The organism is Sphingobium aquiterrae, from assembly GCF_037154135.1.
Lineage (GTDB): Bacteria > Pseudomonadota > Alphaproteobacteria > Sphingomonadales > Sphingomonadaceae > Sphingobium > Sphingobium aquiterrae.
In genome coordinates this window covers 88,041-107,574 of record NZ_JBANFL010000006.1, presented here as the reverse complement: position 1 = coordinate 107,574, position 19,534 = coordinate 88,041, and the positions used below count along the sequence as shown (strand labels likewise).

At 62.2% G+C, this 19,534-nt stretch carries 11 protein-coding genes; 4 read left to right on the top strand and 7 right to left on the bottom strand.

Annotation, left to right across the window (positions count from 1 at the left end; translation table 11 throughout):
- Positions 1 to 107: 107 nt before the first annotated feature.
- Complete coding sequence (locus WFP78_RS08105) at positions 108 to 845, bottom strand: hypothetical protein (protein WP_336960495.1); 738 nt, start codon at positions 843 to 845, stop codon at positions 108 to 110.
- A 61-nt stretch (positions 846 to 906) separates the two neighbouring features.
- Between WFP78_RS08105 and WFP78_RS08100 the strand changes: the two genes are divergently transcribed.
- Positions 907 to 1,377: a GIY-YIG nuclease family protein gene (locus WFP78_RS08100; protein WP_336960493.1), complete on the top strand. Its 471-nt coding sequence runs from the start codon at positions 907 to 909 to the stop codon at positions 1,375 to 1,377.
- A gap of 158 nt (positions 1,378 to 1,535) precedes the next feature.
- On the top strand, positions 1,536 to 2,372 hold the full coding sequence (locus tag WFP78_RS08095; protein WP_336960491.1) for a universal stress protein: 837 nt from the start codon (positions 1,536 to 1,538) through the stop codon (positions 2,370 to 2,372).
- Between the two features lie 292 nt (positions 2,373 to 2,664).
- On the opposite strand, the gene WFP78_RS08090 is transcribed toward WFP78_RS08095, so the two are convergent.
- The 6 genes from WFP78_RS08090 to WFP78_RS08065 form a co-directional block, all read right to left on the bottom strand.
- Positions 2,665 to 3,666 carry a L,D-transpeptidase gene (locus WFP78_RS08090; RefSeq protein ID WP_336960490.1) on the bottom strand — a complete coding sequence of 334 codons (1,002 nt, stop codon included), beginning with the start codon at positions 3,664 to 3,666 and terminating at the stop codon, positions 2,665 to 2,667.
- Between the two features lie 200 nt (positions 3,667 to 3,866).
- On the bottom strand, positions 3,867 to 12,293 hold the full coding sequence (locus tag WFP78_RS08085; protein WP_336960488.1) for a GH36-type glycosyl hydrolase domain-containing protein: 8,427 nt from the start codon (positions 12,291 to 12,293) through the stop codon (positions 3,867 to 3,869).
- 2 nt (positions 12,294 to 12,295) lie between these two features.
- Positions 12,296 to 13,309: a universal stress protein gene (locus tag WFP78_RS08080; RefSeq protein WP_336960486.1), complete on the bottom strand. Its 1,014-nt coding sequence runs from the start codon at positions 13,307 to 13,309 to the stop codon at positions 12,296 to 12,298.
- Between the two features lie 247 nt (positions 13,310 to 13,556).
- Entirely contained in the window at positions 13,557 to 15,941 is a 2,385-nt protein-coding gene (gene ppsA, locus WFP78_RS08075; RefSeq protein WP_336960485.1) for a phosphoenolpyruvate synthase, read from the bottom strand.
- Positions 15,942 to 16,173: 232 nt separating this feature from the next.
- Positions 16,174 to 16,857, bottom strand: a complete 684-nt coding sequence (locus WFP78_RS08070) for a DUF2238 domain-containing protein (protein ID WP_336960483.1) — start codon at positions 16,855 to 16,857, stop codon at positions 16,174 to 16,176.
- Positions 16,847 to 17,740 carry a universal stress protein gene (locus tag WFP78_RS08065; protein WP_336960481.1) on the bottom strand — a complete coding sequence of 298 codons (894 nt, stop codon included), beginning with the start codon at positions 17,738 to 17,740 and terminating at the stop codon, positions 16,847 to 16,849. The genes WFP78_RS08070 and WFP78_RS08065 overlap by 11 nt, the downstream gene beginning before the upstream one ends.
- Before the next feature lie 276 nt (positions 17,741 to 18,016).
- On the opposite strand from WFP78_RS08065, the gene WFP78_RS08060 reads away from it, so the two are divergent.
- Complete coding sequence (locus WFP78_RS08060) at positions 18,017 to 18,235, top strand: helix-turn-helix transcriptional regulator (RefSeq protein ID WP_336960479.1); 219 nt, start codon at positions 18,017 to 18,019, stop codon at positions 18,233 to 18,235.
- The gene (locus WFP78_RS08055) at positions 18,232 to 19,497 is read left to right on the top strand and encodes a type II toxin-antitoxin system HipA family toxin (protein WP_336960477.1); all 1,266 of its coding nucleotides are present in this window, start codon (positions 18,232 to 18,234) and stop codon (positions 19,495 to 19,497) included. Before WFP78_RS08060 ends, WFP78_RS08055 begins: the two co-directional genes overlap by 4 nt.
- Positions 19,498 to 19,534: the final 37 nt, after the last annotated feature.

Below are 19,534 nucleotides of genomic sequence, written 5' to 3'. Positions count from 1 at the left end.
ACAAGGATAACGGACGCGCTACGTAATGCACCGGATGCGGTCTGCTACCGTTTGCTGGCCGCCAGTGCACCCTGTGCCCAATCGTCGATCTCTCGCCTGGGAAGTGCTTAGCGCTTCGGAGGCTTGGGCTGCTGCAAGCGGATTGCGGCAAGCAGCGTGCCGAGTTGCTTCTGTGCTTCGGCGGCATGGCTTTCAGGATAGGCCGCCGTCATCCGGCCGCTCCAGTAGCCATAGTTGACGGTTGTGAGGCTGAAATGCCAAGTCTGGTTGTCCCGCATTCCAGTAAAGGTGCCGCGATAGGCGTCGAGGCGGCGTTGGTTGGGAATCTTCGTGGGGCCCTGCGAGAGCAGCGTCGGGGCCGAGAAATGGGACATCACGGCCTGCCGCATGATTTCGTAATGATCGTGGGCGGACATATCCTCGATGTGGACCACGGCGATGCGCACAACGATGCGGTCGCTGCCCGTGCCGAGCGGACGATCATAACCCACCGCGATATATTCGCCGCCAGGGTCGAAGGCACGCTCGCGCATCCGGGTGAATCCCGCGAACTCGGTCGGAAAGCGCAGGCCGCTTGCAACATGGACCAAAGTTGTCCCGTCCGACGCAAGGGAAAAGCCATCGGGAATTTCGGTCTGAACCGTCCCGGCCACCGGCGGTTGTTCGGCTGCGATTGACGGCGTGGCCAGCAACAGACTGCAAAAGGCAAGCGGTCGGAGAACGGAAAATAACGTCACGATGAGATCCTGGCTGGAAGGGTCTGCTGGCAGTGGATATTTTTCTGTTATCGGCGGCAAGGTGCCGATGGAACTGTGAACTATACGTAGCGGCGCGCTGGGTGCCAAGATTTGCTGGGTATTGGCGGATCGATCTTGTGAAGTTTGTTGTGCAGCGGAGGTAGATACGGTGCTTGCAGGAGCCGTACAATCATTCTTGCCAGGCTCGGTTCTGGTCGATCCGCCGACAATTTCCTCGGCACCTTCTACAGGCGGGGCCTATGCGTTGATCCTCGAGCTTGCCGAACCCGTGATCTTATGCCGATCGAACGGACCGCATCAATTTGCGCCTGGGCGTTATGTTTATGCCGGGAGCGCTTACGGCCCGGGTGGCCTGAGGGCGAGGGTGGGTCGCCACTTTCGGGAGAGCAAGGCGATCCGATGGCACGTTGACCAGCTGACCTGTCGGGCCGGGACGCTGCAGGCCGTCCTGATCGAGGGCGGGAGCGAGTGCGAGATTGTTACAACTCTCACTGCAACCGGAGAATTTCACATTCCCCTGAAAGGTTTCGGGAGCACCGATTGCGGGCGCTGCCGTTCCCATTTGCTTCAGTGGCGCGCCGGGAACCGCGGGCAAACGGGCGGAGATTGTTTGGCCTGACCTTGCTCCGGGCGTCTGGTCTACATGCGGAATACTGTCGCGCAGCGTACTCGACCCCATCGCCCGGCGTGCATTTGATGGGTGCCAGGCTCCGGGACTTTACGGATCAGTTGGTTGCCGGCCCTGTGCCATAGGAACGGGGAAGCTGGAGGAAAACGATGACCGTGCGAGATATTCTGCTGCAGGCCAATACGCATCCCGAGCCGACCCCGGAGTGGGCGATCGAGAGGGTCAGAGAGCTTGCCGCTCGTCTCGGCGCCAGAGTGTCCCTCGGGGTCTGCCAGGTTCACATTCCTCAGGTTTCGAACTGGCTGGCGAACAAGCTTCTGAACATCGATGGCATGATCGCCGGCGAGAACAAGAAGAGCGCGGTCAACGCGGACGCGCTCACGGAAACCTTCAAGGCCAGAGTGTCCGCCGATCACCTAGGCGAGACATTCGTCATAGACTGCCCGGGAACGGTGACCCATTGGCAGCTTGCTGTGCGGGCGAGGGCCCATGATCTCACTGTCGTCCCGGTCTATGGGCATGCGGAGACGATCTCGGTGGCCGAAGGCCTGGTCTTCGAAAGTGGCCGTCCGGTTCTTCTACTGCCCGAGGTGACCGTGCCTGCGCTTAAGTTCGACAGGATCGCCATCGCCTGGGATGGGAGCAGTGTTGCGGCGCGAGCCCTGTCCGACGCGATGCCGCTCTTGCGGCAGGCGAGTTCGGTTGCGATCGTGCAGATCACGGGCGAGAAGGATCTGTCCAAGGCCTCCGCCCCTGCGGAGGCGGTCCGCAACCTGAAGCTCCACGACATCGAGGCCGAGGTGGTGGCAGTCGAGTTGGAAGAGCGCGATGCGGCGGCGACGCTCCAGGCCTATTGTGAACGCGACGGCCGCGAGTTGCTCGTCATGGGTGCGTTCGGGCACTCACGAGCACGCGAGTTCGTGCTGGGCGGCGTGACGCGATCCGTTCTCGATGCGCCGAAACTGCCGATCCTTATCTCGCACTGACTTTCAGAGCCCTTGCAAGGAGACATGGAACCCAACGGCGATCACGGTCAGATAAAGTTTCGCTTCGGGCATGCGCGGTGAACTGGTGCGTGGTAGAGCAGGCGGTCATCGGGACATGATGAACGATAGCAAAGCTTGGTATCCGCTCCACAAAAGAGGCAGGGTTAATGCCGCTGCCAGAAACACGCATTCGATTTCGAGAATTGTGGGACGGCGCATTATTCAGTCTTGCTATTCCCGAGAGGTAATATTGCGCAGGACACTTTGTGCCGCCATACATTCATGACGAGCACTATTCCGAATCCTCACTCGTTATCACAGTGACCGATGTGCCCGTGTTCCCACTCTGCAAGCTATCCGCCGTCACAATAAGCGTACTTCCCGGTTTGAGGATCATCAGAAGTTTCTGGCGGAAGTCCTCCGGTAGTATCAGCCGCTCGCGCTCCTGCTGGGATACTTCGCCCGTCCGGGTGCTCCCGAGCAAGGGCAGATACATCCAATGCACCCCGTGCTGATCGATGGAGGAAAGCGTAAAGGCTTGCACCCCTGAAACCTGTCCGCGGATCGCGATGGGCGCGGAACCGATCTCGACGCCATTGCGCAGGACCACGGCGCGCTCGTCGGAGGCGCTGAGAATGATGGAGACCGGTCCGGCGGACGCTTTTTCCGGCTGCCAGGTCGTAGAGAAGGCGCTCTCGAATGAAGAGGGTGAAGCTCCCCGATTTTCCAGCACATGCGGGGCAGGAGCGAAACGCGGGATATCCGCCGATTGGGTAATGATCACCGTCAATCCGAGTTGCGTGACACCATAGAGGTGTTCCGCAAAGGCGAGCGGCAATCGTATGCAGCCATGTGATGCGGGATAGCCGGGAAGATTGCCAGCATGCATAGCAATGCCGCTCCAGGTAAGCCTTTGCATGAACGGCATCGGTGCATCATCGTAGAGGTTGGATTTGTGGTCGACCTTCTTCTGCAGGATGGTGAAAATCCCGGTCGGCGTCTCATGGCCGGCGGTGCCTGACGATATGGTCGAAACCCCGATCAGGACACCGTTGCGATAGACATAGGCGCGCTGCTTGCCGAGGCTGACCACGATGATGACGGGGCCTTCCGGGGCTGCTTCGGGCGCCCAGAGAAACTGTCCGGGCCGCAAATTCTGGGCGGTTGCTGCGATCGATCCTTCGTTAAGCCCTGCCTGGGCCAATGCCGGAGGAACTGCCAGGCCAAGCGCCCCCATCGCTGCGGTTGCCAGCAGGGAACGGCGCGTGAGGGGTTTGGCTGAGCTTATTGCCATGCGACGTCTCATTTATGGAACAATGTGCGGGCGGGAGACCAAACAAAGCAGTTGGAAGATCATCGATCAAAGCCGGAACCGGCTCATGGCGATTAAGGGCGAGCCCCATATGGTTCGGGGAGTGGAGACAGCATTTCAAACATCAAGTCAAAATTCGTAGATTACCGGATGGCATGCGAGGAGGTGATGAGCGCCTGATTTCACGCCGGCCGAGCAAGCCGCACGAGGACGTTGCGCGTTGCCCCGTCTTCAGGAAACGGAACTCCGGGTTCATGCCACTCCGCGCCATCGACGAATATCCGCGTTTCCTGATCGAGATCGTGATCAACCTGCAGCGTCACGGTAATAACCGCCGCCCCGCGACGGAAGGTCATCTCCGCTCGGTCCCAATCTCGCGGCAAGCTCGGGCGGATCTGCAATTCATTCTGGATGAGCCGTACGCCAAGGATTTCCTCGACGGCCAGGCGCCACGTCCAGGCGGCCGCACCGGTGTACCAGGTCCAGCCTCCGCGACCCAGATGGGGTATCACACCGGCAATGTCGGCGGCGACTACATAGGGCTCGGTCCGGTAATGTCCCGCAGCTTCGCGGGTTGCTGTGTGCCGGATCGGATTGATCCGATCGAACAGAGACATGGCGCCATCGCCATCGCGCTTGCGCGCAACCGCGATGGCAAGCCAGGCTGCGGCATGGGTGTATTGGCCGCCATTCTCACGAATGCCGGGCGGATAGGCCTTGATGTAGCCCGGTTCGCGCGGTGTTCGGTCGAAGGCGGGATCGAGGAGCCGGATAATGCTGTCGTCATCCCGGACGAGGTGCTTTCTCGCCGATGCGATGGCCATATCCGTCCGTTCCGGATCGCCAGCATCCGAAAGTATGGACCAGGACTGCGCGATCGAATCTATGCGGCACTCCTGCTCTTCGGACGTGCCCCAGGCCCTGCCATCGTCATCGAATGCGCGCAGATACCATTCGCCATCCCATGCGGATCGTTCGACGGCGGCGGCGAGAGAGTCAGCACGTCCATGCCAGCGATCACGGAACCCTGTTTGGCCCTCATGGAGGCAGTGCCGCGTGAAATTTCGGATAGTCGCAATGAGGAACCAGGCAAGCCACACGCTTTCACCGCGTCCTCGGCTGCCGACCCGATCCATGCCGTCATTCCAGTCGCCGGCACCGATCAAGGGAAGCCCATGCGGTCCGAGACGATAGGCGTGTGAAATTGCCCGATCGCAGTGGTTGAAGAGGGACTGGGTGTAAGTGCTGGCGTCAAATCGCGCATAGCGATCGCCTTCGTCGGCCGCGAGCGGCGGCGCTTGCAGATAGGGAATCTGCTCTGCAAGGATCCCCGTATCGCCCGTGGCCTCCACATAATGTGCAACCGCATAAGGGAGCCAGACGAGATCGTCCGAACACCGGGTCCGTACGCCCCGGTCAAAGGGCGGATGCCACCAGTGGAGGACGTCGCCTTCCTCGAACTGATGGGCGGCCGCGGCCAGGATATGGCGCCGCGTTGCTGCTGGATCGACGTGCAACTGCGCGAGGACATCCTGGAGTTGATCGCGAAAGCCGAATGCTCCGCTTGCCTGGTAGAAGCCGGCGCGGGCGCGCACGCGGGCGCTGATTGACTGGTGGGGGAGCCAGCGGTTGACCATGAGGTCAAAGGCCGGGTCGGGTGTCGTGACCTGGACGCGGCTTAGCCTTTCGTCCCAGGCGGCGGCACAGGCGCAGGCGGCAGCTTCGATGTTCGCCGGATCCTGCCAGGTGCGGACGAGTTCGCGGGCATGATCCCAATTCTCGCCTTGTCCGAGAATGAAGCAGACGTCTGCGGCTCCATCGGCCGGAATGTCGAGATGGACCTGCAGCGCCGCGCAGCAATCGTCGGCGGCGGCAGCCGGCCTGTTTCCGAGATCCCAGCTCAAAAGTGCTCCCGGGCGTGCGGGATCGGATTGGCCGCCCTCGAAATCCTGGCGAGAGGTCGTGAAGCTGTGGACCGGACGCGTGGTGGCCAGGAAGGCTACCCGGTCACCGAATTCCTCGGTCCAGGGGTTCCGCGCGAGAATTGCGTGGCATGCCGGATCGTAATCGGATGTGCGCAGAGGTGCCTGTTCGCCGTGGACTGCGCCGAGCAGCCATTCTGCATAATAGGTCGCCGTGAGGCGGCGAGGGCCTGGCGTGAGGTTGCGCAAGCGCAGGCGGACCAGTTTGACGGGCGCAGTGGTGGGAACGAAGACCGAGAGCTCCTGTTCAAGTCCCTCGCTGCTCGTCCGCCATGTGGTCTGGCCCGGGCCGTGCTGAACTTGACATGCCGAATGCCTGCCTGCCGGCAAAGGCGTGGGGGTCCACAGGCGGACATTTTCTTCGTCGCGCAGGTACAGTCGTTCGCACTGGGGGTCGCGGATGGGATCGTTGAACCAGGGCGTGAGCCTGTTCTCACCGCTGTTAGTCGCCCAGGTGAACCCCAGTCCGCCTTCGGTCACGATCGTACCGAAGGCGTCGTTGGCGAGGACATTGGACCAGGGCGCCGGAGTGGTGGCGCCGGGCTCCAGACAGATGACATAGTCTCCGCTATCGGGAGCAAAACCACCCCAGCCATTGTCGAATTGCAGATCGGACGGCCTCGGCAGCGGGGAGGAGGAATGTATCGCTGCCGTGCCATCGACGGGGGTGAACGACGGCCCCTGGTGGCATGGCTGCTCCTGGCGGGTGAGTTGATCGCCGAGTGGCCCGCCGCCCTCGTCGAGGATCACCCGCGAAACCCGATCGAGGAGCGCCGCGCGTTCGCCATCGCCGGGCCCGATACCGATCACGTGGATGCCACCGTTCGTCCCGAGGCGATCCTGGGCGTTCTGGTCTCTGAGCACCTCAAGAAGCTGCTCGCGCACAGGCTCGATATAGCCTGACGTTCCTTCGTGCGTGATCACAAGATCCACGCTTATTCCCCGTTGCCGCCAGAGCGCCTGCGCCGAGATGACGAAACGCAGAAGCCCGGTTTGTTCCGCGGTTCCGGCGCGCAGCAGCAGGACGGGGTGGTCGCCCGAAATGCCAAGTGCCCAGAGGTCGCCACGGCGGAATCCGTGTGACGCAGATCGCGAAAAGTTGGTGCGGGCAGAGAGGAGGAAGGACAAGAGTTCCTGTGCTTGCGGTACCAACGCTGGCGCCAGGCCGAGGGCGTGCATGTCGCGCGCGGTTGCGGTCGCGGCATCGCTGACGGCCCACTCGAGTGAAGCGAGAGTTGTGTAGCGCTCGGCGATATCGAGCGTGGACTGGTGGGATGCGGCGGCGATTGTCACAAAGGCGAGTTCGCGCCGGCCATGCGGCGGAAGTTCGATCCTGAGCCTGACCGCACAAACCGGATCGAGCGTCCATCCCAGCGTTCCGCTGAGCGCTGATCCCTCCATCCCGGCCGGCCGGGTGGCGCCGCCGTGGCGGCCGAGGAAAGCCCTGCGATCGGCTTCCACGCCAAGGCGCGTGAAGCCATCGTCATCGCCGATCGCCCGGTGGAGCATGACGGCAGGCTTCTCGGCGGGATTCCGGGGGCGCCGGTTGAACAGCAGCCCGTCACCACCAGGCAAGGGTTCGGCGCCGACAAATAATTTGCTGAAAGCAGGATGGCGCGCCGCGTCTTGGGCCGGCGCCAGCACGATCTCGGCGTAGCTGGTAATTTCGATGATGCGGGGACGGTCTTCGTCATTGACGAGGCTGAGGCGCCGGATCTCGAGGTCATCACCATGGGCGATGGTGATCGTCGTTGTGGCCGAGAGGCCATGTGCACGCCGATGGAATTCGACCTGATGGGCGTGGAAAACCACCTGTGGCGGCTCTTCCGGTTGAGGAAATGGCCCTCCCGTTGCCGCCCAGACATCGCCGCCGTCGATGTCGCGCAGATAGAGCCAATGGCCCGCCTCCGGATCGTCGGGGGCAACCCTGGTGAGCGCGTTCTGGTTCCAGCCAATGCTCCCGGCACCGTCCGTGCGGATTCGGGTTGAGAGGCGACCATTCCCGAGCACCTGCCAGGCAGGATTGCCGTAACGGCGGTTTGGCGTCCAGCTGTAGAGGCCCGGAATTGCGCTCTCGGGTGTGGCTTGCGGTTCCCGGACCTCGACCCGTGCAATTTCGGGAGGCAGCTCCCACGGAATCCGCTCGTTGAGAAGGAGATCGACGGTTCGCACATGAGGGTCTGTGTGGAACCAGCGGACATGCAGGTTCTCGAACAGGACATTGCCAAGGGCCCCGAGGCTCATGCCATGGTGGTGCGCCATGTAGGAGCGGACGAGGGCGAACCGCTTTCCTGTCGGCACGCGTTCGGGCGTGAAGTCGATGGCCTCATAGAAGCCGTAGCGGCCGATAACGCCCAGCTCCTCAAGCACCTTGAGATTTCGTACGGCGACTGCGGGGCGTGTCGTCAGGGCAAGGGCGGTTGCATAAGGTGCGACGACGAGATCGCGGCCCAGGCCACGCTGCAGCCCGAGTTCCGGAACGCCGAAGGCGTGGTATCGATAGACGCGGTCCTGGCTCATCGAGGCAAACGAGGATTCGGAAATTCCCCAGGGGATCGCCTGCGATCGACCGAACGCGATCTGGATGTCGATCGATGTGCGATCGCTCATGCCGAGAAGAGTGGTCGGATCGCTGTGCAGGAAGATATTCGGCATGAGGTATTCGAACATCGAACCGTTCCAGGACACCAGCGCCAGTCCGGTATCCTTCCTGGTGATCGGGCGGCCCAGGTGGAACCAATGCTCCGGCGCTATGTCGCCCTTGGCAATTGCGAAGTAGCTGGCAAGTCGGGCCTCGCTGGCCAGGAGGTCATAGTGATGGGGATCGATGCGGTCGGCGCTGAGATTGTAGCCGATGTGGAAGAGCCGGGTGGCGGGATCGAAGAGCAGCGCAAAATCCATCTCGTGGGCGAGTGTGGTCGCGCGGTGCGCGAGGCTCTCCAGACGCTCGGAAAGCTCCTGCGCCGCCAGGCCGCCCTCCGCGATCGCCGCGCGGAGATCCTGTACCCATTCCCGGACGGCATCAGGAACCGCATCTCGTGAGAAGGCGTCGAGGGCGTCGAGGGCTTGCGCCTCCCCGGCGCCGACCGGCGATACCATGCCGTAGGTCATGAGATCAGCGATGCTGGCCGCGATTTCGGCGCAGCCTGACGGCGGAGATGCCAGACGCTCGGTCCAGGGGGCGAAGATGCGAAGATCACGCCGCATGCCCAGAAGATGATGCTCCAGCCGCTCAAGCCAGGTCTGAACGTCCCGAAGGGCGGCGATATTGCTCTCGGCAACGCCTTCGGCAAGCAAACCGGCCTGTTCTCGCAGCCTCTGCATGTCGATCGTGATCAGATCTTCGATCGCCCAGATCCATTCGGATTCATTGTCCCAGGCGCGCTTGGCGGTTTCACGCATTGTGGCGAGAGTGGTGCGGATTCCCCGAGCCGCCTCCGAATCGAGTGCATCCAGCGCCCCGGTGAGCAGGCCGATGGTGTCTTCGAGCCCATGCCACAGATCGAGGCCAACCGGCGGTGCGTTACGCGCATCGCGCAGAGCTTGCGTGACGGTGATCAGGCTAACCGCCAGATTGCCGCTGTCGACGGTTGAGACGTACCGGGGTTCGAGAGCGGCCAGTGTTCTGGTCTCGTACCAGTTCAGAATATGGCCTCGATAGCGTTCGAGGCGATCGATCGTGTCGAGCGCGTTGCGCAGACGCATCTCGAGCTCATTGAGGCCGATATGTCCAAGCCGCCAGGCGGTGAGGGATGAGATCAGCATCATGCCGATGTTGGTTGGGGAGGTGCGGTGCGCGGTCTCTTCGTTCGGCGGTTCCTGATAGTTGTCGGGAGGAAGCCAGTTGTCCTCCGGCCGCACGAAGGTTTCGAAAAAGAGCCAGGTGCGGCGCGCCACAAGCCGGAGAAACGTCCGGTCCGCTTCGGAGATGGTTTCCGGGCGCTGGGGGAGAATGCGGCTGACCCAAATCGCAACTTCGGGCGCGACAAACCAGAGCAGCAGCACAGGCGCGGCCGCCGGCAAGGCGGCAGGGGCGATCATGATCATGACGCCGGCAACAAGCACTGCGAGGACCGGAGAGGCGGCCATGTCACGCCAGGCGGCAAGCCGGGGATGGCGCGCGGCGATGCGGCTCGCCATGTGCGCGGCGGAGGTCCATTCGAGCCTCTTTCGCCCCGATCGCAGCCGCCAGAGCGTGACGAAGATCGCATGGAGCGCGATGAATGTGTCGCTGACGAGGAACGTGATCGCCAGTGCCCATCGACCGAGCTGATCGGCTTGTCGCCGAAGGACGCGTTGCATGACGCCGCGCCGACGACCTCGGGCGACGCCGGTGACGAGATCGGTGAAGAGATAGGCGGCGGGTGCTGCAAGTGCGAGGAGCGTCCACACCCACGGTTGGCCATGGAGCAGGAACCAGCCGCCCAATAGAAGCGCGACGATGCTGAAGGGGATCAGACTGCGGCGCAGATTATCGAATATCTTGAGGCGGTCGAGCCAGCCGAACCGGTTGCGCAGCCAGCGCCCGTCGCGGCCGGGTACGAAGGGAAACAGCCAGAGCAGGATCTGCCAGTCGCCGCGCACCCACCGGTGCCATCGCCACGCGAAATCGAGGTAGCCGGTCGGAAAGCTCTCGTAGACGATGATATCGCTCGCCAGCGCCGCGCGGCCATGCAGGCCTTCGAACAGATCATGACTGAGCAAAGTGTTCTCAGGGACGCGGCCATCGAGACTGCGCTCGAAAGTGGCGACCTCATAGATCCCCTTTCCGACGAAGACACCGGAGCCAAGGAGGTCCTGGTAGACGTCCGATACGGCGCGCGAATAGATGTCGATCGCCGTGTCTCCGCCATAAAAGCGGGAGAAGAGCGACTGACCGGTCGTGTCCGGCGCCAGCTCAACGCGAGGCTGGATGATCGTGTAGCCGCGTTCCACGCGACCTGAAGCGGGATCGAAACGGGCTTTGTTGAGCGGATGCGCGAGCGTGCCGACCAATCGGCGAACGACCCCATGCGGGAGACGGGTGTCGGCATCGGCGGTCACGACGAAGCGACATTTGCGCAGGGCGTCGATCCGACCGGCGGTCACGCTGAAAGGCGTGGAAATCCCATGGAGGATGTACGCATTGAATTGTTCAAGTTTGCCGCGTTTGCGTTCCCAGCCCATCCAGGATCCCTGTGTCTCATTGTAGAGGCGAGGCCGGTGGAGCAGGTGAAACGGACCGTCGCCCCGGGCGCCCGGGTAGCGCTTGTTGAGCTCGTCCACACCCGAGACCAGCGCCTGCGTAATGTCGTCATCGGTCGGCATGTCCTCAGCATCTGCGTCCGCGAAGTCGCTGAGCAGGACGAACTGGAGAGCTGTATCGGAATTTGCCAGTCGATGCGCCTCAAGCCGTTGCAGGAGGGAAGGGATGTCGGAGGCGTTCGCAACGAGGACAGGCATGGCGACGGCAGTGGCGCAGTCCTTGGGGATTCCTTTCTTGAATTCGAGCTTGGGGAGGACCCGTGGAGGGACGATCTGGGTCACGAGCCAGTTCACGAACGTGATGCTCAGGATCGACGCAGGGAGGAGCGTCAGGGCGATGCCGAGCAGCCAGGAGCCGATCGAGGCCTCTGTTGACGCGAGATAGGCGGCTGGCACGGCGAAGGCGGTGAGTCCTGCCAAGAGTAAAGCGCACGCGTAAAGGACGCCAGGGTAACGGCGTATGCGGCGCAGCATCGAGCCCAAAGTCCAGGGGCGCGGATCGATGGCATCCGAAAAGAAGGCCCGCCCTTCGTCGATTAACCAATAGCCGACATGGCCCGAGGGCGAGTTCTCGCTGCTATGGCATTGTCGCAGGGCTCGCTCCGCAACCTCCCATTCCGCCAACCGTGACTGCTCGGCAAGTTGCTCAACGGCGTGACGGTATCGGTCGCGGGTATCGAAATCCATACGCGGATAGACCCCGGCCGGATCGCGCCTGAGGATTGCCTCGACCCGGCTCGTCCGATCGAAAAAGTCATTCCACTGGATGGTCGCGATCACCGCCAGGTTGGCGATGGCGCGTGCCACATATTCTGTATCGTCAAATGCCGCTACGCATGCGTCCGGGGTCTCGACGACCTCGAACGGTGGCACTACATCGGGGAAGAGCCGGCTGAAGGCCGTGACCAGAAGTTCCAGGCAGACGATGCGGAGCATCGTCGGGAAAGCCCAGATTTCAGCGATGCTGAGCGGCATCTGCTCCTGATAGCGGTCGACATAATGGACCGCCGTGTTCAGCGATACCTGAAGGTGGGAAGCCTGCAGGAGCGAGTGGGCCAGTTGATGGATGCGCGGGCGCGCGAGGCCGCCTTCGCCGAGGCCTGGCAGTTTCGCGTAGAATTCCTGCGGAAGATCCTCACGGATCTGGAGGATGGCTCGCTGGATCTGATAATCATTGTCCAACAGCCACTCGGCCGCCGAACTGGCATGTGGTTCGGCCTTACCTGCGGCGAGCCGTGCCTTGGTCAACCACCCTTTCATCGCATCAAGGCGGGTCCAGGCCATGAGAGGAGCCGAGCGGCTGATCAGGCCGGTGAGCTGGTGGCGGGCCGCAGTGTCGGCGGCCGCCCCGCTGATGGGATCGCGTTCCTCGAGATCGGCCATGATCAGCCCAGGCCGCCCACCGGCAACCGGAGCCTTTCGTGCACAGTTGGGAGGGATGTCTGCGCCGGGCGAACTGTGGTCGGCAGAACGAGCATCGGTACGCTGCAGTGCGTCATCAGGTAGGAGGCGACTGTGCCATAGGGAACGTCCGCCACATGCTCGCGGCTATGGCCACGGGCTGACATCACGGCGAGATCCACGGCTTCCTTTTGGATCAACTCGTTGAGCGCCTCGCGGACATCGTCTGCGCGGGTGGACAGGATGCGAACGCGAAGGCCGGTTGCTGTCAGGTTGGATTTGACCCGCTGAAGATAGCTGCACGCGGCCTGTTCGTTGCGCTCGATAAGACTTTGGCGAAGCTCCTTGTCCTCCATTTCCAGCGGCCGTGCCTCGATCATTTCGGGGGCAGGGACGACATGGGCGAGGAGGATTTCCGCGTTGGCGGCGCGCGCAATGCGTGCGGCCAACGGCAGCACGCTCTCTGCCCAGCGGGAACCGTCAAGTGGCACGAGAATTCGCTGGTAGCTCTGGTCCGGCGCTTGAGCCTCGACGGGGACGAGCAGAATGGGACTGGGCGCGTGGGCCAGGATTTTCTGAGCGGTGCCGCCAATCCCGCTCTTGCCCAACTCCTTCCTTCCGCGCCTTCCCAGCACGATCAGGCCATCGCTCCGTTCGCCGATGAAGCGACAAATCTCCTCTGCCGTTTGTCCTTCGGCGAGTTCGATCGTGGTATGGGGTGTTGGCGTCCGAGCAGCGTTGGCGCATCGATCCAGCGCGCGCAATGCTTCCCGGCGCCGAAGATTCCACTCGATAGGATCGGGGCGCACGTCAGGAGACGCCTCGGCGTCGAGAACCTGAAGGAGTGTTACCGGGAAATCGAGTGCGTCCGCGAGCGCAGCGGCGTGCGGATAGACCCAGGCATTGCGATCCGCGCAGTCGATACAGGCAACGATGCCTGGGTCGGATGCGGGCGGATGGGGCTGGGGTGGGAGAGGAAACGCAGCGACGGCAGACATGAGACACAACCTCCTGTTGCCGTTCGTCCCCCGGCGATCGGCGGCTTTGAGTGCTGCGGACCCTCTTGGTGCGCTGCGTGGACCAGCTCTTGCTCCCTGCCGATTCGAGCCAGTGTGGGGCACGCTATCGGGGCCAGTCAGGGGATGACATTAGGGCTTTTACGAATAGGGATGGCTGGGGGTGGAGGAGCTGAACCGGTGTGGCGGCAAATGTCGCGACATACACGCTGGTCAGGCAAGTCGGAGATCAGCTCGTCGAGAGGCCTTCGGCTGCGGAAACAGCCTGCGCCGTCCGCACGAAGCTGTCCGGGTTCAGCGATATGGAGTCGATACCCTCAGCAACGAGGAAAGCAGCGAAGTCGGGATGATTGCTCGGTGCCTGGCCACAGATGCCGATCTTGATGCCGGCCGCGTGAGCCTTGCGAATGGCCTCGGCGATCATCCGCGTAACGGCCTCGTCGCGCTCGTCGAACAAGCTGGCCAGAAAGCCCGAATCGCGATCAACGCCAAGCACCAGCTGGGTGAGGTCGTTTGACCCGATTGAAAAGCCGTCGAAGCGCGTGGCGAACTGCTCGGCCAGGATGACGTTTGAGGGAATCTCGCACATCATATAGATTTGAAGGCCGTTCTCGCCGCGGCGCAGGCCGTTTTCGGCCATGGCTTCGAGTACGCGATCGGCTTCGGCCGGGGTGCGGCAGAACGGGACCATCACGATGACGTTGCGAAAGCCCATCGTTTCGCGCACCCGTTTGAGGGCGCGGCACTCGAGCGCAAACCCTTCGCGATAGCGGTCGTCATAATAGCGCGACGCGCCCCGGAATCCGAGCATCGGATTCTCTTCCTCCGGTTCGAAGACGTCGCCGCCTACGAGGTGGGCGTATTCGTTGGTCTTGAAGTCGCTGAGGCGAACGATGGCGGGGTGCGGGTGATAGGGACTTGCGAGCTTGGCGATACCGCGAGCGAGGACATCGATGAAATAGTCGGACGGATGCGCGTATCCGCGTGTGAGTTCCCTGATCTGGCGCTGGGCTTCCGGGCTCGTCCGCTCGGGGTGGACGAGCGCCATGGGATGGACCTTGATGTGGGCGTTGATGATGAATTCCATACGGGCGAGGCCGACGCCCTTTGCGGGCAGCCTCCACCACTGGAAGGCCGCGGCCGGGTTGGCGATATTGACCATCATGTCGGTCCTGGTGGCCGGCAGGGCACCGATATCGACCTCGGTCACCGAGAAATCGAGGATGCCGTCGTAAATCGTGCCAACGTCGCCGTCGGCGCAACTGATCGTGATGTCCTGATTTTCGGCGATGACCTCGGTGGCGTTGCCTGTGCCGACGATCGCGGGCACACCAAGTTCGCGGCTGACGATGGCGGCATGGCTGGTGGTACCGCCGTGGTTGGTCACGATGCCCGCAGCCCGCTTCATGACGGGAACCCAGTCGGGATCCGTCGTCTCGGTTATGAGAATCGATCCATCGCGGAATTGTTCGATGTCGGCGGCGGTGCGGATCACACAGGCCTTGCCGGCGGCGATGGCAGTACCGATGGCGGCGCCGGTCGTGATTGCGGCGCCTTTCGATTTCAGGCGGTAATGCCGGAAGGTGGTGGCGCTGGATTGTGCCTGGACCGTCTCGGGCCGGGCCTGGACAATGTAGAGTTCGCCTGTCTCGCCGTCCTTGGCCCACTCCATATCCATCGGGCGTTGATAATGATTCTCGATCGCGACAGCCCAGCGGGCGAGTTGGAGGATATCGGCATTGTCGAGCACGAAGGCCCGGCGTTCCTGCGCGGTCGTCTCGACGATGCGGGTGCGGTGGCTTCCGCCCTCGCCATAAACCATGCGGAAGGCTTTGCCACCGAGCTCCTTGTCGATGATCGGCTCGTTTGCCGGCTGTGCGAGAAGCGGCTTGAAAACGACATATCTGTCCGGGTTGACGGTCCCCTGGACCACGGTTTCACCAAGGCCCCAGGCGGCACTGATGACGATGGCGTCGGGGAATCCGGTTTCGGTGTCGATCGAGAACATGACGCCCGAACCGGACAAATCCGAACGCACCATCTGCTGGATGCCGATAGAAAGGGCAACGTCGAGATGATCGAAGCCTTTCGCTTCACGGTAAGCGATCGCCCGGTCTGTGAACAGCGAGGCGAAACAGCGCCGGCACGCATCCTGAAGCGCGAGCTGCCCTTTCACGTTCAGGAAGGTTTCCTGCTGTCCCGCGAAACTTGCATCGGGAAGGTCCTCGGCGGTGGCGCTGCTACGCACGGCAACGGCCGGGTGATCAATTCCCGTGCGACGGCCGAGCTCCCCATAAGCAGCCAGTATATCTTCCGCGATGAAGGAAGGCATCTTCGCCTCCAGGAACAAGCGACGAATGGCTTGTCCGGTTTCCTGCAACGTGCATTTCCCCGAATGGAAAGCGGCAAGATGTTGGGTGATCAGCGGCGCAAGCTGGTTGTCATGAACAAATGCGCGATAAGCTTCAGCGGTTGTGGCGAAACCCGATGGCACCTTGACGCCCTTTTGAGAAAGAGCCGCCGTCATCTCGCCCAGAGACGCATTTTTGCCGCCAACGGCCGGCACGTCGGCGATGGCGATTTCCTCGAACCACAGGATCAATGGCTTGGGCATGGCTTTCCTCCAGCTTGGGCATGGCGCCAGGCGAGCTGCCGCCTTGATCGCCTCGTTTTCGGGGCAACCATCGCCGGGCAGGAGGTGAGGGTCATTACGTAAGGGTCCTATGCGTGGGTTGCACAGGAGGGTCCGTTGGTCAGGGCGCCATTGGAGGTCTTCGCGGGTTTTGCCTTCAGTCGGCCTGCTTCAGGCGATCCCCGTGCGCCGTCCGCAGGATGGTGATCGCAATTCAATCACCGAAGAACTGGGGATTGCGAGCGATGAAGCGTCTTGCCCAGTTGTCCAGGTAGGAGGATCGGGCGCGACTGAGATAGCGCCAGCCAGCCACGCTGATCGCGAGCGCGCCGATGGCGTTGACGATGAGATCCCACATTGTGTCGGTGAGGCCAGACGGGTCGCCGAGCATGGGCTTCTGCATGGTCAACCCGAAAACCTGGTCCATCGTGAACTCGAATATCTCCCAGAGAGCGCCGATCGCCTGGGAGAAGCAGAATGCAAAGACCGCGAGAAATGAAGGCCTCATATGGAGGTCCACATGCCGATCCTCATTGAGGATGTAGACCGTCATGAACCCCTGAAGTCCCAGCAGTAGCCCTGCCGTTGCATGGAGGATCAGATCCCACCACCAAAAGCGCTCGTAATAGTCGCGCACCTCTCCGAGGAAGAGCGCCGCGAAACCGAACAGAATGGCAAGTATCTGTACTTCGGGCGGTATGTGAACGGAAAAGCGGGCTTTCAGCACGATGGGCATCGCCATCGTCAGCATGATCCCGGCCACCAGGAAGACGTGGATCCATTGCTGCTCGATGGTCAGGAGAATGAGCTCCGCTGCCATCACGGACTGTAGGGCGACGAGGATGACGAGATGAGCGAGCCTGGCTCGCCTTTCTTCATCTCGCTTGTTATCCCGCATCGTCAGGTGCGATTCCCTGGATAATGCGTTGCGCTGGTTCGCTCGCCCGGCTGTCCTGTGGAACAAGCAGTACGTCGCATTCAAGGTAGCCGACAAGGGCTCGCGCCGTGCTCCCGAGCATCGCTGTCGCTAGCGCCGAGCGTCCATGGGTTCCAATGACCGCGAGATCGACAGCGTTCGCCTGCACATGGTCGCGCGCAACCTGGCGGACGTCACCATAGTCCACGCTGACATCGAGGAGTGCTTGCGTCGCAGGAGACAGGGCGGTCGCGCTCAGGAATGCGTCCAGCTCGTATGCGATATCCGCCTGTTGCGCCGCGGCAGGGCCCTCGCGACCGCGCAACGTCTCGAGCCGAACATGATACGCGTGCAGGAGCGTGATTGCCGCCGTCGGGAACAGGTCGACCGCGGTTGTAAGCGCAGTTCTTGAGCATTCCGAAAAATCCGTGGCCGCCATCAACTGCCGATACTCTGCTTCCGCGCGGCCCTTGACGATCAGGAGCGGCAAGCCTGCCCGCCGTGCCAAGCGTTCGACCGTGGTTCCAATGAGGAAATCTCCGAGCTCATCCTTGCGGGAAATGCCCGTGACGATGAGCTCGACCGAGAATTCGGCAGCGACATCGAGAATGGTCGAAGTGACATCACCGAACGCGACCCTCGTGCAAATCGCAATATTATCGTCTTGCACTTCGCTCTCGAGCTTCGCCTGGGCCCGATCCATGGCTTCTTCGCGATCCCAAGGTATCGTCGCATCGTTCTCGAGGACGTGAAGAAGCACCAAGCTGGCGCCCCAGGCGCGTGCCAAGAGCACCGCCCGGTCGCGGGAGCGATCGCACCGGCCGGTAAAGTCGGTGGGCAGCAGGATAGTTCGTGGCGTGACCATAAATTCAACCGAGGAGACAAGCAGGTACCATGGACGGGAAGGTATCAGCGGTCGTCGACGTCTGCAAAGGGACTTGCATCAGCTTGTCTCAACTTCAGGATATGGGCTGGGTCGATTGCAGCGCGGTGCGTGGCGATATCCCGAGCAGGAAATTTATTAGCTTTCCTGCTGGGATCGGGCCAATAATATCCCGATCGGGTAAATTGTGGGTTGAAATCGCATCCAGGACTAAATATTTCCCGACCGGGAAAGTGAGGGCTTGTGCTGGACTCAACAATGATCGGACAGATCGTCCGGGATGAACGCAAGGAGCTCGGACTTCGCCAGGATGAGCTGGCAGCCGCTAGCGGAGTGGGACTGCGCTTCGTCGTCGATCTCGAGCGGGGCAAGGCGACTGCGCAGATCGGCAAGGTCATCACGGTCCTCGCCGCGCTGGGATGTGAGTTGCAGATCCGGCGACCGGACGGGATCGTGATTGCGGGACCGCCCGCATGACGGCCGATATTCTCGACCGACTTATCGTCTGGTCGGATCAGCGCATTGCCGGCGAACTCGCGATCGATCGTGGCGGCGCGATGCATTTCGCCTACGCTCCCGATTGGCTGGCCGATCCGGCGACGGCTCCTATCTCGCACGCGCTTCCCGAGCAGCCCGAGCCGTTCGGTGACGCGCTGTGTAAGGCTGTCTTTGGAGGTCTGCTACCGGAAGAGGGACAGCGGACTGCCATCGCGAGGGCGCTTGGCGTCTCGCCCGACAATCCCTTCCGTCTGCTGGCAGCGCTCGGTGGCGATGTCGCTGGCACGCTCTCTTTCCTTCCTCAAGGAGAGATGCCACCGGGACCACCTGAAGGCGAGCCAGCCCATCCGCTGGATGATGCCGAGCTCGTCGCACTGATCGATCGCCTGCCGCGAGTGCCGATGCTGGCCGGGGAAGGAGGCGCACGGCTTAGTCTGGCCGGCGCGCAAAGCAAGTTGCCGGTAATTCTCATAGATGGCGCCATTGCTGTACCCCGCATCGGCGAACCGTCGACCCATCTCATCAAACCGGAGCCCGACCACTTTCCTGGTCTTGCCGCCAATGAGGCTTTCTGCCTGGCGCTGGCGCGAACAGTGGGTCTCGACGCAGCGATGGCGGAATGGCGGGCCATCGCTGGCCAGCCCTATTTGCTCGTGACGCGCTATGATCGCCTTGAGGCCGATGTCGGCACCACTCGGTTGCATCAGGAAGATTTTGCCCAGGCGCTCGGCGTGCCGTCGAACCGCAAATATGCGAGTGAAGGCGGGCCAACTTTTCGCGATGGCTTCGCATTGGTGCGTCGGGCCACCACGCGGCCCGCACGCGAGGTGCTTAAGCTCGCCGACGCAGCCATCTTCAATCTGATCATCGGCAACGCCGACGCCCATGCCAAGAATTACAGTCTCTTGCGCCGGGATAATGGCCAGGTGGTGTTGGCGCCGCTCTATGATCTCGTGGCGACCCATATGTGGCCGGAACTCTCAGCGAAGCTCGCCATGCGGTTCGGCCGTGCGGCGACCCTTGAGGACGTAGGGGCAGAGAGTTTCGAGCGCTTCGCCGAAGATGCGGGCCTGGCTCTTCCGTTCCTGCGCCGGCGTGCCGCGGCGATGGCCGGGGCTATCCGCGGCGCCATTGCCGATGGGATCGAGGTGCCAGGGCTTGAGGATGCGTCTCGTCTTGGTGAACTGCCGACGATTGTACGCGACCGTGCGGATCGGTTCGCGCTCAAGACCAAGCCGTGAAGGGCGAAAAATATAAGATATTGATATACAAGGATAA